12 protein-coding genes and 1 tRNA gene are annotated in these 13,685 nt (G+C 68.2%); 8 read left to right on the forward strand and 5 right to left on the reverse strand.

Annotation, left to right across the window (positions count from 1 at the left end; translation table 11 throughout):
- Positions 1-3 precede the first annotated feature (3 nt).
- Positions 4-747, reverse strand: a complete 744-nt coding sequence (locus F1C10_RS05225; RefSeq protein WP_185209388.1) for a queuosine precursor transporter — start codon at positions 745-747, stop codon at positions 4-6.
- Positions 748-808: 61 nt separating this feature from the next.
- Between F1C10_RS05225 and F1C10_RS05230 the strand changes: the two genes are divergently transcribed.
- The 8 genes from F1C10_RS05230 (at position 809) to F1C10_RS05265 (ending at position 7,381) form a co-directional block, all read left to right on the forward strand.
- A tRNA-Arg gene (locus F1C10_RS05230) sits at positions 809-885 on the forward strand.
- A 14-nt stretch (positions 886-899) separates the two neighbouring features.
- Positions 900-1,217: a DUF4031 domain-containing protein gene (locus F1C10_RS05235; RefSeq protein ID WP_185209390.1), complete on the forward strand. Its 318-nt coding sequence runs from the start codon at positions 900-902 to the stop codon at positions 1,215-1,217.
- A 68-nt stretch (positions 1,218-1,285) separates the two neighbouring features.
- Complete coding sequence (locus F1C10_RS05240; protein ID WP_258043084.1) at positions 1,286-2,518, forward strand: YihY/virulence factor BrkB family protein; 1,233 nt, start codon at positions 1,286-1,288, stop codon at positions 2,516-2,518.
- Positions 2,518-3,273 (forward strand): ZIP family metal transporter, encoded by a 756-nt coding sequence (locus F1C10_RS05245; RefSeq protein WP_185209392.1) that lies wholly within the window; start codon positions 2,518-2,520, stop codon positions 3,271-3,273. The genes F1C10_RS05240 and F1C10_RS05245 overlap by 1 nt, the downstream gene beginning before the upstream one ends.
- Before the next feature lie 120 nt (positions 3,274-3,393).
- Positions 3,394-4,638 (forward strand): NAD(P)/FAD-dependent oxidoreductase, encoded by a 1,245-nt coding sequence (locus F1C10_RS05250; RefSeq protein WP_185209394.1) that lies wholly within the window; start codon positions 3,394-3,396, stop codon positions 4,636-4,638.
- On the forward strand, positions 4,635-4,991 hold the full coding sequence (locus F1C10_RS05255) for a nuclear transport factor 2 family protein (RefSeq protein ID WP_185209396.1): 357 nt from the start codon (positions 4,635-4,637) through the stop codon (positions 4,989-4,991). The genes F1C10_RS05250 and F1C10_RS05255 overlap by 4 nt, the downstream gene beginning before the upstream one ends.
- 12 nt (positions 4,992-5,003) lie before the next feature.
- Positions 5,004-6,119, forward strand: coding sequence for an acyl-CoA dehydrogenase family protein (locus F1C10_RS05260; protein ID WP_185209398.1), 1,116 nt, complete (start codon positions 5,004-5,006; stop codon positions 6,117-6,119).
- A gap of 14 nt (positions 6,120-6,133) precedes the next feature.
- On the forward strand, positions 6,134-7,381 hold the full coding sequence (locus F1C10_RS05265; RefSeq protein WP_085810163.1) for an acyl-CoA dehydrogenase family protein: 1,248 nt from the start codon (positions 6,134-6,136) through the stop codon (positions 7,379-7,381).
- A 424-nt stretch (positions 7,382-7,805) separates the two neighbouring features.
- Here the strand turns inward: F1C10_RS05265 and F1C10_RS05270 are convergent, their stop codons facing one another.
- From F1C10_RS05270 to F1C10_RS05285, 4 genes are all read right to left on the reverse strand, one after another.
- Positions 7,806-8,087: a hypothetical protein gene (locus F1C10_RS05270; protein ID WP_185209400.1), complete on the reverse strand. Its 282-nt coding sequence runs from the start codon at positions 8,085-8,087 to the stop codon at positions 7,806-7,808.
- A gap of 214 nt (positions 8,088-8,301) precedes the next feature.
- Positions 8,302-8,733, reverse strand: a complete 432-nt coding sequence (locus tag F1C10_RS05275; RefSeq protein WP_185209402.1) for a phasin family protein — start codon at positions 8,731-8,733, stop codon at positions 8,302-8,304.
- Positions 8,733-10,229, reverse strand: a complete 1,497-nt coding sequence (locus F1C10_RS05280; RefSeq protein ID WP_185209404.1) for a wax ester/triacylglycerol synthase family O-acyltransferase — start codon at positions 10,227-10,229, stop codon at positions 8,733-8,735. Before F1C10_RS05280 ends, F1C10_RS05275 begins: the two co-directional genes overlap by 1 nt.
- A gap of 154 nt (positions 10,230-10,383) precedes the next feature.
- A complete protein-coding gene (locus F1C10_RS05285; protein ID WP_185209406.1) occupies positions 10,384-13,605 on the reverse strand; it encodes a bifunctional cytochrome P450/NADPH--P450 reductase in 3,222 nt (1,073 codons plus the stop codon).
- Positions 13,606-13,685 lie beyond the last annotated feature (80 nt).

Consider the following 13,685-nt stretch of genomic DNA (forward strand, 5'->3'; position numbering starts at 1 on the left):
CATTCAAACCTTGGCGCCGAACGGGGTAAAGTCGGTCGCGTCGTCGAACACGTCGATCCCCTCGGCGCGCTTCAGCCAGCCGATGACCAGATAGGTCAGCGGCGTCAGCACCACCTCCCACGCGACCTTCAGCGCCCATTGCGTGAACAGCACGGTCACGACCAATTCTGTCGTCCAACCCTGCGCACCGAGGAAGGCGAGCGGATAGAAGATCAGGCTGTCGATCCCCTGCCCCGCGATCGTCGAGCCGATCGTGCGCATCCACAGGTGCCGGCCGCCGGTCGCGAGTTTCATCCGCGCGAGGACGTATGAATTGACGAACTCGCCCGCCCAAAAGGCGCACATGCTCGCAAAGACGATCCGCGGCACTTGGCCAAAAACCGATTCATATGCCGCCTGGTTGGTCCAGTCGGGCGCAGGGGGCAGCGCGACGACCACCCATGCCATCAGCGCCATGAACACCGTCGCTGCGAACCCCGCCCAGATCACCCGCCGCGCCCGCGCATAGCCGTATACCTCGGTCAGCACGTCGCCGATCACATAGCCGACGGGAAAGAACAGGATGCCCGCCCCGAACGGCCAATAGCCGACGCCGGGCAGCCAGATTTGCGCCACCTTGCCGGCGCCGAGCACGTTCGACAGCAGCAGGATCGCGACGAACGCCGCCATCACGAAATCGTAGAAGCGCAGCGCCCGCCCGCGCAGCGCATCGGCCGACACGCGGCCCACCGTTTCCCCCTCGATCATGGCCGCAATCATGCCGACGGTTTCGCCCGCCCGCAATCCGCGCTAACGCCCGTTCCCGCGCGCGCCCGTAGCTCAGTTGGATAGAGCACGAGCCTTCTAAGCTTGGGGCCGCAGGTTCGATTCCTGCCGGGCGCGCCAACAGGGAACAGGCGATGGCCGTTTACGTCGACGATGCGCGCAACCCGTTTCGCGGCCACCTGATGTGCCACATGATCGCCGATACGCTCGACGAGCTGCACGCGATGGCAGACGCGATCGGGATGGAGCGGCGCTGGTTCCAGCCGCGCAGCTTTCCGCACTACGATCTGCCGCAGGCACAGCGCCGCGCGGCGCTCGACCTCGGCGCCGTACCGGTCGATCGGCGCGGCATCGTCCATGTCATGCGGCGGCTGCGCGCCGATCCGACGTTCGTCGCCGCGATGCATCACGCGCGCGGGGAAACGTTCCCGCAGGCGGCCGATCCGCGCTGATCCACGTCAAGTCCCGCAACGGGCGCCTCGCCGGCGAGTTGTTTGCGCAGGACAAGGGGAAACAGCGATTGACGAAGGCTGCCGATGGTTCAAACGCGCCGACCGGCGCCGGGCGTGACGCCGCGACCCCGTGGCAGATGCCGCGGCCAGCGTGGAAGCAGGTGCTGGTGCGCGCGTGGCGCGAGGGCAGCGACGACAATATCGGGCTGATCGCCGCCGGCGTCGCCTTCTACGGCTTCCTCGCGATCGTCCCGCTGCTCGGCGCAGTGGTGATGCTCTACGGCCTCGTCGCGGATCGGCAGACGGTGATCGACAACGTCCAGGCGCTCGCGCAGGTGATGCCCGCCGACGCCGCGCGGCTCGTCGGCGAGCAATTGCTCAACGTCGTCGATACGTCGGACGGGAAGAAGGGCTTCGGCCTTCTCCTCGCGCTTGCCACCGCGCTGTTCGGCGCGCGCAACGGTGCGGGCGCCGTCATGTCGGCGCTCAACATCGCCTACGAGGAGAAGGAGACGCGCGGCTTCATCGCGACGAACCTCACCGCGATCGGCATCACCGTCGGCGCGGTGGTCGTCGCAATTCTTGCCGGCGTCGCGATCGCCGCGCTCGGTCATCTCGACACACTGCTGCCCTGGGCACCGGCGGCGTTGCTCGCGCTCGGCAAAATTCTCTCCTACGTCCTGCTGCTGCTCGGCGGCGCGGCGGGAGCGGCGACGCTCTACCGCTACGGCCCCGCGCGTGATCGCGCGCGCTGGGTGTGGCTCACGCCCGGTTCGCTCCTCGCCGCGCTGCTGTGGCTCGCACTCAGCCTCGGGTTCGGCCTCTACGTCGCCAACTTCGGCAACTATAACGCGACCTACGGCTCGCTCGGCGCGGTCGTAGTGATGCTCACCTGGCTCTATCTGTCGAGCTACATCCTGCTGTTTGGCGCCGAACTCAATTCCGAGCTCGAGCACCAGACCGCGCGCGACACCACGCGCGGCGCGCCCACCGCGCTCGGCACCCGCGGCGCGTGGGTCGCCGATCACGTCGCCGGTGGCACCGGCTCTATCAAGGATGCGGAGGCCCCGGCTGCCGACGCCGCCTCGCCCGGTCAGCATTTCGCCGCCGCGCGCGGTACTGCCCGCCTCGCGCATGGTGCTGGCACGGCCAAGGTCGGCGTGGTCCTGTCGTCGACCGCCACGCTCGGCCTCGCGCTGATCCGCACTCGCGATCGCGCGCTGATCGGCACCGCGCTACTCGGCGCCGCGACGCTGGTCGCGTGGATGGGCCGCGACCGCGCAGGCGTAGACGAGCGCTGATGCTTGCGCTGCAGGCCGGGCTGTGGGGCCTAGTCGGCGGATCGGCGCTGCTGATCGGCGCGGCGATCGCCTGGTTTGCCAGTCTGCCGCAGCGGCTGATCGCGGCCGTCATGGCGATCGGCTCGGGCGTGCTCATCTCCGCCGTCGCGTTCGATCTGATGGACGAGGCCTATGCCGCGGGCGGGTTCGACAGCACCGCGCTCGGCTTCGTCGGCGGCGCCGCGGTCTACACGCTCGCCAACGTCCTCGTCTCACGCGCCGGTGCGCGGCACCGCAAGCGCTCGGGCTCGAACGCCGCCGAAAGCCAGGACGGCTCCGACAGCAGCGGACTAGCGATCGCGATCGGCGCACTGCTCGATGGCATTCCCGAATCGATCGTCATCGGCGTCAGCCTGCTCGATGGCAGCGGGGTCAGCACCGTCACGGTCGCCGCGGTGTTCCTGTCCAATCTGCCCGAAGGGCTGTCGAGCGCCGCCGGCATGAAGAAGGCTGGGCGCAGCGCCGCCTACGTCTTCGGCGTGTGGGGCGCGATCGCGGTTGCCTCGGGCATCGCCGCGCTGCTCGGCAACCTGCTCCTCGCCGACGCGGGCAAGGACACGATCGCCGCCGTCACTGCGGTCGCCGCCGGTGCGATCCTCGCGATGCTCGTCGACACGATGATCCCCGAAGCGACGGAGGAAACACACGAATATTCCGGCTTCATCGCCGTGATCGGCTTCCTCGCGGCCTTCATCCTCTCCAAGCTTGGCGGCTGACCGGCGCACTAGCCGCCTTGACTTTGCGCCCCCCGCCCCCGTACGTGTCGGGCGATTAGGTCGATCGACTTAGTCGCCGATCCACCGCTCGAACTGGGCGGGGACGGCAGGAGAGCGGGCATGACGTACGACCTCATCATCGTCGGGGGTGGCATCGGCGGATCGGCGCTGGCGGCGGTGATGGCACGCGCCGGGCGATCGGTGTTGCTGCTCGAGAAGACCACCGTCTACGAAGACAAGGTGCGCGGCGAGTGGATCGCGCCGTGGGGAGTTACCGAGACGAAGCGGCTCGGCCTCTACGGCACGCTCGTCGCCGTCGGCGGACACCACCTCACAAGCCACGTCACCTACGACGAGACGCGCGATCCCGCCGCGGCGGAGGCGAGCGCGCTGCCGCTCGGGATCTTCGCGCCCGACGTCCCCGGCCCGTTGTGCATCCGCCACCCGGTCCACTGCCAGACGCTGTTCGACACCGCCGCCGCGGCGGGCGCGACCGCGCTGCGCGGCGTCGATGTGAAGGCGATCGCCTGCGGATCGGCGCCCAGCGTCACCTATCTCCACGACGGCGCCGAGCACGTCGCGCACGCCCCGCTCGTCGTCGGTGCCGAGGGGCGCCAGTCAGCCGTTCGCCGCGCCGCCGGGCTGACGCTGCATCAGGACAAGCCGCACCACTGGTTCGCCGGGCTGCTGGTCGACGGCGTCGACGCCTGGGATCAGACGCGCCAGGCGATCGGGACGGAGGACGATTTCGCCTTCCTCGCCTTTCCGCAGGGCGGTGGGCGGATGCGCGTCTACGGCGGCTGGCACCTTTCGGAGACGAAGCGGTTCGCCGGCAGCGAGGGCCCCGCCCGCTTCCTCGACGCCTTCCGCATGAAATCGGCGCCGCACAATGCCGCGATCGCCGGCGGCACGCCCGCAAGCCCGCTGTTCGCTTATTACAACAATTCCAGCGCCGCCGATCGCCCCTATGCGCCCGGCGCCGTGCTCGTCGGCGACGCCGCCGGGTGGAACGATCCGATCCTCGGCCTCGGCCTGTCGATCACCTACCGGGACGTGCGCAGCGTCAGCGACATCCTCAAGGAAACGCCCGCCGGCGCCCAGCCTGATTTCCGCAGCTACGCCGCCGAGCGCGCCGAGCGGATGCGCCGGCTCAAGATCGCGGCCGAGATGCAGGCGACGCTCGACATGGAATTCGGCGAGCCAGCGCGCGCGCGCCGCCGCCGCTATCACGAACAGTCCGCGCTCGATCCGACGCTCGGCCTCCACGGCGTCGCGACCATGGCGGGGCCGGAGGCCGTGCCGCCCGAGATCTTCGAGCCCGCGCACGTCGCACGCGTCGTCGGCGCACCGATGGTGGCGGCATGAGCGTCGATATCGCCCGCTACAATGCCGATTGGCTCGCGGCGTGGACGGCGAAGGACGTGCCCGCGCTGCTCGGCTTTTACGCCCCCGATTGCCGCTACTTCGATCCGCAGACCGCCGCCGGCATCACCGGCCACGATGCGCTGCGCACCTATCTGACCGGGCTGTTCGCCGCGACGCCGGCGATGACCTACACCCCCGACGAGACGTGGCCGATCCCCGGCGGCTTCTGCGGCCGCTGGTATTGCGACGTCGCGGATGGCGGCGGGCGGCTGCGCGGGTTCGACATGGTGCTGCTCGACGGTGATCGGATCGCGCACAACGAAGTCTACGTCCACCAGCTACCGCAGGATTGAGGGAGGGGATCGATGCAGTTCGATTTCAGCGAACAACAGAATGAATTCCGTCAGGAGGCGCGCCGCTTCCTCGCCGCCGAATGCCCCACCGATCGCGTCCGCAAGGCGCTGGAAGGCGGCGGCTTCGACCGCAAGCTGTGGCAGGGCGTGGCTGAGATGGGCTTCCTCGGCATCGCCATTCCCGAGGAGCACGGCGGCCTTGGCCTCGGCTATCTCGAACTGTGCGCGGTCGCGGAGGAATTCGGCCGCGCGCTCGCCCCACTGCCGATCCTGTCGTCGATCTACCTCGCGGCCGAAGCGATCAAGTCGTTCGGCACGCCCGAACAGCAGGCTGCGTGGCTGCCCAAAATGGCAGCCGGTGCGACGATCGGCTGCGTCGCCAGCGCGGAGGGCGAGCGACTGACCGAGAAGAGCGTGCGCCTCGCCTTCGCCAACAGCACGCTCAGCGGCACCAAGGCGCCCGTGCTGGACGGTGATATCGCCGACGTCGCGGTCGTGCTCGCCAAGGAAGGCGACGCGCTCAGCCTCGTCCTCGTCGATCTGTCGCAGGACAAGGTGCAGCGCCGCGCGCTCGACACCGTCGATCCGACGCGCGGCCAGGCCGAACTCACCTTCAACAGCGCCGCGGCGGAGCGGCTGGGCGAGCGCGGCGAAGGCTGGGCGAATCTCCAGATCCTGCTCGATCGCGCGGCCGTGCTGCTCGCCTTCGAGCAGATCGGCGGTGCCGACCGCGCGCTTGAGATGGGCCGCGACTATGCGCTCGAGCGCATGGCGTTCGGCCGCCAGATCGGCAGCTTCCAGGCGATCAAGCACATGCTCGCCGACATGTACGTTTCGGCGACGCTGGCGCGCTCGAACGCCTATTACGGCGCCTGGGCGCTCTCCACCGGCGCGGCCGAACTGCCGCGCGCCGCCGCCACCGCGCGCGTGTCGGCCACCAACGCCTTCCGCCACTGCGCGAAGAACAACATCCAGGTGCACGGCGGCATGGGCTTCACGTGGCAGATGGATTGCCACCTCTTCTATCGCCGCGCGAACCAGCTCGCGCTCGCCATCGGCGGCCTGCCTGATTGGGAAGAGAAGCTCGTTACACGCCTCGCCGACGCCAACATGCCAATCGCCGCCTGAAGGAGGCCAGACCGATGAACTTCGACGATACCCCCGAAGAAGCCGCCTTCCGCGCCGAAGCGCGCGCCTGGATCGATGCCAACGCGCCCAAGCACCTCCACCCGATCCTGTCGGGCTCGGGTCACGGCACCGCCGGCGACATCGCCGATTTCGACATGCTCGCCGAGAGCAAGGCGTGGCAGCAGAAGAAGTACGACGCCGGCTGGGCGTGCCTCCACTGGCCCAAGGAATATGGCGGCCGCGGCGCTACGCCGATGCAGCGCGTCATCTGGAACCAGGAGGAAGGCGTCTACGCCACCCTCTCCTTCACCTTCATCATCGGCCAGGGAATGTGCGGCCCGACGGTGATGGCATGGGGGAATGAGGACGACAAGCAGGCGCTGCTCCCGCCGCTCGCCGCCGGCCAGGACATCTGGTGCCAGATGTTCTCCGAGCCCGCCGCCGGCTCCGATCTCGCGGGTCTTCGCACCCGCGCGGTGAAGGACGGCGACGAGTGGGTCATCAACGGCTCCAAGATCTGGACGTCGGGCGCCCACATCTCGCAATACGGCATCCTCCTTACTCGCACCGATCCCACCGTCGCCAAGCACAAGGGGCTGACGATGTTCTGGGTCGACATGCGCTCGCCCGGGATCGAGGTGCGCCCGATCCTTCAGGCGCACGGCCAGTCGGGCTTCAACGAAGTGTTCTTCACCGATCTGCGCGTGCCCGATAGTCAGCGCCTCGGCGGCGTCGGCCAGGGCTGGACGGTGTCGCTGACGACGCTGATGAACGAGCGGCTGTCGATCGGCGCCGGCATGTCGACGGGGTTTGAGACGCTGCTCGACTATGCCGTCCGCGCGCCGGGCAGCGAGGGCGGCCGGCTGATCGACGATCCGTCGATCCGCTCGCGCGTCGCCGATTGGGCGACCAAGGCGAGCGGCCTCAAATACACCTCGATGCGCGCGCTGACCGCGCTGTCGAAGGGTCAGGAGCCGGGTCCGGAGAATTCAATCGGCAAGCTCGTCGCCGGCGCCACAAGCCAGGATATCGCGACCTTCGCGATGGATCTGCAGGGCGAGGCGGGCGTCCTGACCGACCCTGCGCGTGCCGCGCACGCCGCCCGTTTCCAGGCGACGCTGATGCGCTCCCCCGCGACGCGGATCGAGGGCGGCACCGACGAGATCCTGCGCAACATCATCGCCGAACGCGTGCTCGGGCTGCCCGGCGACGTGCGCGTCGACAAGGACGTGCCGTTCGAGAAAATCCCGACCCGCGCCTGATCCCTTCCGCGTCCGGCGGTGCGCGCGAGCGTCGCCGCCGGACGCGGCTATTCATTCATGCCACAGCCCAGCAGCGGAGCATGTGAGCACCGTCTCCGGTCTGCCGATCGACGCGGGCTTTGGCCCCTCCATCGTGAGCCTAGCCGCCGCGCTCGCCCGCGCCGTCGCGTCCGTCGCTTCAGACTGATGCCGCTATTTCTTCGCTTCGCCCTGTAATGCAATGACACCGCCGCACCGCCTCCGGCAAACCAATCATCGCCCGACGCTGCGACTCCTTCGGGTCGCCGCCCGGCGCTGTCGACCCCGCAAATGATGCGTCCAGCAGTCCGATCGCCGCCGAACGTGGCTACTCCTTCGGCTCGCCGCCCGGCGCGATCAAGACCTCGATCGCCGCCTCCGGCGCACTGATCTCCGCTCGACTCTGCTACTCCTTCGCCTCGCCACCCGACGCGATCGACACCGCGATCGCCGCCCCCGGCAGTCCGATCGCCGCCCTTAGGTTCGCGCCTATCATCGCGGTTATAGCGGCACGATCGTTCGCGGGACTGATGCGTCGCGCGACCAGCATCGCGCGCTCGTGCCCGCGCGCCAGCGCCAGATGGACGTCCCGTGCCCGGAGGTCGGTCGATCGCCGCGCCGCCTCACGCTCCGCCGCTGCTCGGTCGCGGTGATAGGCCGCCTGCAGTCTCCCGCTATCCTCCGGCACTCGTCGATCCCCTCCTGCCGCCGTGAACAGCAAAGGTCGGTGGAGGGTGTAAAGATTTCGTTACTAAGGCGAAAATGCGCCACGATCTGAACCGTTTGCAACCATTAAGTCGACAAAGCGCGGTTCGCGCACGAAACGATACGCCCCATCGCGCTCCCATGGTGCCTGATTTCGCGGGACGGCGCCAAATGTCGGCACCGTCCCGCCATCCGTCTTACCGCTCGGACGCCCCGCGCAGCGGCGCCACCGCTTCGCGGCCGAAGCGCATGATGAGTTCGCCGATCTCGCGCGCCTGCGTCATGTTGCGCTGGTTCTGCTCGCGCAGGTAATCCCCCTGGATCTTCATCACCTGCGACAGGTCGTTCGCACCCGCCGCCGCGCGCATCGCCGCGAACGCCTCGCGCGCATTCTGCTCCGCCTGGTCGATCATCGCGAGGCCGATCGTCTTGTTACCCTCGGCCACCTTCTCGCCTGAGGCCTTCATCGCCGCGCCCGCGCGTCGCGCCGGATCGGCGACCTTTTCCTCGAACGTCTCGCGCGCCTTCTGGGCGCCGGCCTTCATCCGATCGGCCGCAGCGTCCGCGCCGCCGGCGTCCGTCGTCGTGCCCTGCGCACCCGCCGTCTCCGTATTTTTCTCGTCAGCCATCACTTCGCTCCTTTGCGGTTCGCCGCCTTCTTCATGCCGAGCGGCTTGTCGACGATCTGCGCGGACGGCACCGGCACCGGGCCCGCCGCCGCCGCGCGCAGCGCGTCGAACGTCGAACGCAGCGCCGTGGCATAAGTCGCAGGATCGGGCAGCATGTTGCGATCCGCGGTGAAGCTGATCGCGATCGTATCGCCGTAGCTGTAGACCGGGTGGATGATCCCCATCCCGTCGAACACCGGCCCGGTGCCATACATGCCAACCATCTTGGCGCCGCAGAAATACAGCGGCACGCGGCTCCCGGGCACGTTGGTGACGACGCAGTTGAACACCGGCGCGTGCGTGTTCGCCGCCCCCACGCGCGTGTAGAGCCGCGCGCCCAGCCCGGCGAGCGCGCTCGGCATCAGCTGCGAATAATCGGCGAGGTTTTTCGCCCCAACCGCATTGGTCATCGCCTTGGAATTCTTCGCCTCGTCATGCACGAAGCGCAGCCGCTCGAGCGGGTCCTCGATCTGCGTCCCCAGCCCGACGACCATTGCCGAGACGAGATTGCCCATCGCCGCCTTCTCACCCTCGCCGCGGACCGAGATCGGCGCCATCGCCGTCATCGTGTCCTTGGGCAGCTCGCCGCGGCCGATCAGATAGCTGCGCAGCGCCCCGCCGACGATCGAGAGCACCACGTCGTTCACCGTCGCGCCGGGCACCGCATCCTTGATCGCGCGTATGTCCTTCAGCGGGAAGGGCACCGCGTCCCACACGCGGTGTGCACCGACCTTGCCGTTGAAAGGCGTGCGTGGCGCGGGCCGCGCATTGCGCACCGAAACGTCACCTTTGCCCACCTGCGCCGCGAGCTTGCCCATCCCGGGCAGCGACCGGCCGATCGTCTCCATCACCCGCATCGGCTGGACGAGGTTGTTGAGGTAGCTGCGCGCAAGCAGATCGGCGACCTGCGGCATGTTCTCCGCCTTCCACGGATCCTCTCCCTCGGGCGGCGTCACGTCGGGAGAAATCGAGTGCACCGCGGCGGACATTTCCACGCCGCTCATCCCGTCGATCGCCGCATGGTGCACCTTGCTGACGATCGCGAAGCAGCCCGGCGGCAGCCCCTCGATATTGTCGAGCCCCTCGACGATGGTGAACTCCCACAACGGCTTGGTCAGATCCATCGGGCGCGAGTGCAGCCGCGCTGCCTGGATGCACAATTGCCGCCAGTCCCCGGGCTTGGGCAACGCGATGTGGCGGACGTGATATTCGATGTCGAACTCGGGATCCTCGATCCAATAAGGATGATCGAGGTCGAACGGCACGCGCACCAGCCGCTGGCGGAACGATCGCGCCCCACGCAGCCGCGCCTCGATGAACGCCAATATGTCCTTGAACCGCACGAACCCGCTCGGCGCGGTCGACGGATCGTAAATCGCCACCGATCCGATATGCATCGGCGTATGCGGCGTTTCGAGATAGACGAACGACGCATCCTGCGCCGACAATTGCAGCATCCGGCCTCTCCCCTGTTCGCCCTTTTCGGGCCTTATGACGACGCTGCGCGGTCGGCGTCCGCGGATCAAGCCCGTTTCAGGTTATCGAGGCGGTAAGCGCCAACGACGGCGCTTTGGTTCCGAAGCGGGACAGGGACACGGCTTTAGATCCCGCCTATTTGCCGAAGCCGAACACGTCCTGGTGGAAGCGGCCCTGCGCGATCAGCCCTTCGAGCCACGCCGATCCCTGCGCATGCTCGTCGCCCACCTGCTGCATCTGGATGCGGATCAGCGTGTCGCGCACGGCGGGCGCCATGAACTTGCCGTCACCGCACAGATAGATCGACGCGCCCGCCTGAAGCGCCGCCCACACCTTATCCTGCTCGGCCCACAGCACATCCTGCACGAATTTCCAAGGGCTTGCGGGCACCGCCGAGAACGCGGTGTAAAGATCGACCACCCCGTCAGCCGCCCGGCCTTCCATCTCGTCACGGCAGAACCAGTCATGCTCTGGATGGCGGCAGCCGAAGAACAGCAGGCTCGTCGCCACGTCCTCGCCCGCCGCCTTCTGCTGCGCGCGCTCCTGCAGAAAGCCGCGCAGTGGGGCAAAGCCCGTCCCCGGGCCGATCAGGATCATCGGCACCGACACGTCCGCCGGCGGCGCGAACGGCGGGTTGGGCCGGCGAACGTAGCCGAACACATGATCTCCTGCCCGGACGCCGCCCATATAGCCCGAGGCGAAGCCGCGATGTTCGCCAAGCCCTGACCAAGCGGGCGCCGCCATCGTGCCGACGATCAGGTCGGCGACATCCGGCGCCACCAGCGGTGAAGAGGCGATCGAATAGAAGCGCGGCGCAATCGGCGCCGACAGCTCGACTAGGCTCTCGAATGACAATTCCGCCGCCGGGTGCGCGTCGAGCAGGTCGATCAGCGTCAGCCGCTTCGCCGCCACCGCATCTTCGTACTCGGCCTCAAGCGCCGCGAGCTTGCGCTTGGTATCCGGGCACCGCGTCTGCGCCGCGACGACGCCGAACGCGCGCTTCGGTAGCGGATCGGAGAGTTCGATGAAATCGGTCAGCAGCTGCGCGACGGTCACCGTCTGGCCGAGCGGCAGATGCTTGAACCGCCCACCTTGCCCCCCATCGGTCTTGGCAAGCCGCACCTGCCGTACGCCGTCCAGCCCAAGCCGGTCGATCGCGCGCGCCACCAGCTCAGGCCGGTTGCGCGCATAGACCGCGATATGGTCGCCAGTATGATACACCTGTCCTTCGGGCAGACGGATGCGGATCAGCCGGGTCGACGGGCGCGGCGGTTCCTGCGCGAAATCCCACAGCCCGTCCGCCGGTCGGACCAGCTCGTCGTTGCTCACGATCTCCAGCCGCTGCGCGTGCTCGGGCAGCGCCTGCGCGCGCGTGTCAGCGGCATCGACCAACGTTAGCGAAAGCGACGCCATGGCCTCGCTCGGCCCGCTCTCGCTGCCCAGCGCCTGCCACACGCCGCGAACGAAGTCGCTCACCGCGCCGTCGAAATCGCCCTGCCCGTCCGCCTCTGCGCGCGGCACGAGGATCGTCGCGCCAGCCTTCTCAACGGCGGCTGCGATACGCTTCGGAAATACCTGATAATTGGGCCATTGGCTGTTGCCGACGCCAAGCACGGCGACGCGCGCGCCGCTCCAGTCGGCATCCTCGAACAGCCCGGCGTCGAGCGCACGCTCGACTTCCACCGCGCTGTCGGGCGCGCGGCCGTTGTAGGTCGCGGTGACGATCACGATCACCTTGTCCTGCGGTGCCGCGCCGCCCTTGAAGCTCTCGTCGAGCGAGCGGACGACCACCTCGAACCCGTCGAGCCGCGCGCGCTCGGCGATCTCCTCGGCGATGTCGCGCGCGGTGCCCAGCGACGATCCGTAGAGCACGGCGAACTGCAGCCCCGTCCCCGCGACCGATCCGACCGCGGCATCGTTCGCGGCTTCCGGCGGCGGGCTCGCCAGCTGGAGCCGCTCGTGCGGCTGGCGCAGCCGAATGCGCATCCAGAAATCGTCGGGCTTGATCGACAGCGTTTCCTTGATCGCCAGCTTGTACGAATGCGGATCGCCGATCGCGAAGCGCCGCAGCAGCATCGCCATCGCAATCTTCGCCTCTACCATCGCGAACTGGCGCCCGATGCACGCGCGCTCGCCATTGCCGAATGGCTTGTAGGCGTGCGGATGCCGCGCCGCCTCGTTCTCGGGCAGCCAGCGATCGATGTCGAAGCTTTCCGGGTCGGGCCACGCAGCGGGGAAGCGGTGCAGCCCGGGTGCGAAGACGTTGACCGGGCGATCCTTGCGCATCAGCCACTTGCCGCCGATCATTTCGTCCTCGAACGGCGCGACGCTGAACGCCGGCGCGGTCGGCCACAGCCGCAGCGCCTCCTTCAGGATACGTTCGATCACCTCGAGCTTTGCGACATGCACATAGTCCGGCCGCACATCGCCCGCCATCACGCGATCGACCTCGGCGTAAGCCTGCGCCAGGATCGCAGGATTGCGCAGCAAGTAACTGAACGCGAACGTCAACATCCCGCTCGTCGTCTCGTGGCCGGCAATCAGGAAGGTGAGCACCTGATAGCGGATGTTGATGTCGTCGAGCCCCTCGCCCGTCTCGGGGTCGACGGCGGTCAGCATCAGGTTGAGCAGGTCCTTGCCGTCGGTCGGGTGCACGCGGCGGTCGGAGATAATGCCGTCGACCAGCGCGTTCATCTCCTCGATATCGGCCTCGTATTGTGCCTTGGCTTTCTTGGCGAAGCGGTTCTGGATCGGCAGCCGCGTGATCGTCGACAAGGCCTCGCTCAGCGCCCGGCCGAGCGCCAGCAGGAAGCTGTCGAGCTCCTCGCGCTCGAACGAGTTGAAGCGGTGGCCGAACCCCGCGATCGCGATCGAATCGAGCGTCAGCCGCGTCATGTCGTCGGCGACGAGCACGTCGGTCCCCGCCGCGCGCTCCCACTTGGCGACGAGTTGGTCGCACACCTCGACGATCATGTCGAAATAGCCGCGCATCGCGCGCTGGCTGAACGCGGGCAGCAGGATGCGGTGCGCCTTGCCCCAATTCGGCTCCTCGCTGAACGCGGTGAACAGACCGTCCCCCGCGAACTTACGCACCACGCGCAGGCCAGGCCCCGGCATTTTGCGAAACCGCGTCTCGTCGGAAAGCTCGGCGACGAGATCGGGATTGGTAACGAACAACGACACGCGGCTGCCAAAGCGTAGCTTGAAGATGCCCTCCGGAAAATCGCGGCTGACGCGCAGCAGATGCCCGATCAGCCCGGCGCGCGCGATCTGGTGGAGGTGGCCGACAACGGGCAGTCCCGGCGGCGCGGGGATCGGGGTGCGAGCCTCGCGCGGTTCGCTCGCGTTGGTCGCCATGTCACACTCTCCTGCTGCCGCTCGCCTTGAGCTTCCGACACGCTCGTACGTCGCCCGGCAAAGAACACAGCCACCCGATG

The organism is Sphingomonas sp. NBWT7 (genome assembly GCF_014217605.1).
Taxonomy (GTDB): Bacteria; Pseudomonadota; Alphaproteobacteria; order Sphingomonadales; family Sphingomonadaceae; genus Sphingomonas.

Bases quoted from the DNA above. Each gene is read 5' to 3' on its own strand.
- F1C10_RS05255 (WP_185209396.1), top strand. From the start codon at position 4,635: ATGAGCGTCGATATCGCCCGCTACAATGCCGATTGGCTCGCGGCGTGG.
- F1C10_RS05245 (WP_185209392.1), top strand. From the start codon at position 2,518: ATGCTTGCGCTGCAGGCCGGGCTGTGGGGCCTAGTCGGCGGATCGGCG.
- F1C10_RS05265 (WP_085810163.1), top strand. From the start codon at position 6,134: ATGAACTTCGACGATACCCCCGAAGAAGCCGCCTTCCGCGCCGAAGCG.
- F1C10_RS05275 (WP_185209402.1), bottom strand. From the start codon at position 8,733: ATGGCTGACGAGAAAAATACGGAGACGGCGGGTGCGCAGGGCACGACG.
- F1C10_RS05285 (WP_185209406.1), bottom strand. From the start codon at position 13,605: ATGGCGACCAACGCGAGCGAACCGCGCGAGGCTCGCACCCCGATCCCC.
- F1C10_RS05235 (WP_185209390.1), top strand. From the start codon at position 900: ATGGCCGTTTACGTCGACGATGCGCGCAACCCGTTTCGCGGCCACCTG.
- F1C10_RS05225 (WP_185209388.1), bottom strand. From the start codon at position 747: ATGATCGAGGGGGAAACGGTGGGCCGCGTGTCGGCCGATGCGCTGCGC.
- F1C10_RS05250 (WP_185209394.1), top strand. From the start codon at position 3,394: ATGACGTACGACCTCATCATCGTCGGGGGTGGCATCGGCGGATCGGCG.
- F1C10_RS05260 (WP_185209398.1), top strand. From the start codon at position 5,004: ATGCAGTTCGATTTCAGCGAACAACAGAATGAATTCCGTCAGGAGGCG.
- F1C10_RS05280 (WP_185209404.1), bottom strand. From the start codon at position 10,229: ATGCTGCAATTGTCGGCGCAGGATGCGTCGTTCGTCTATCTCGAAACG.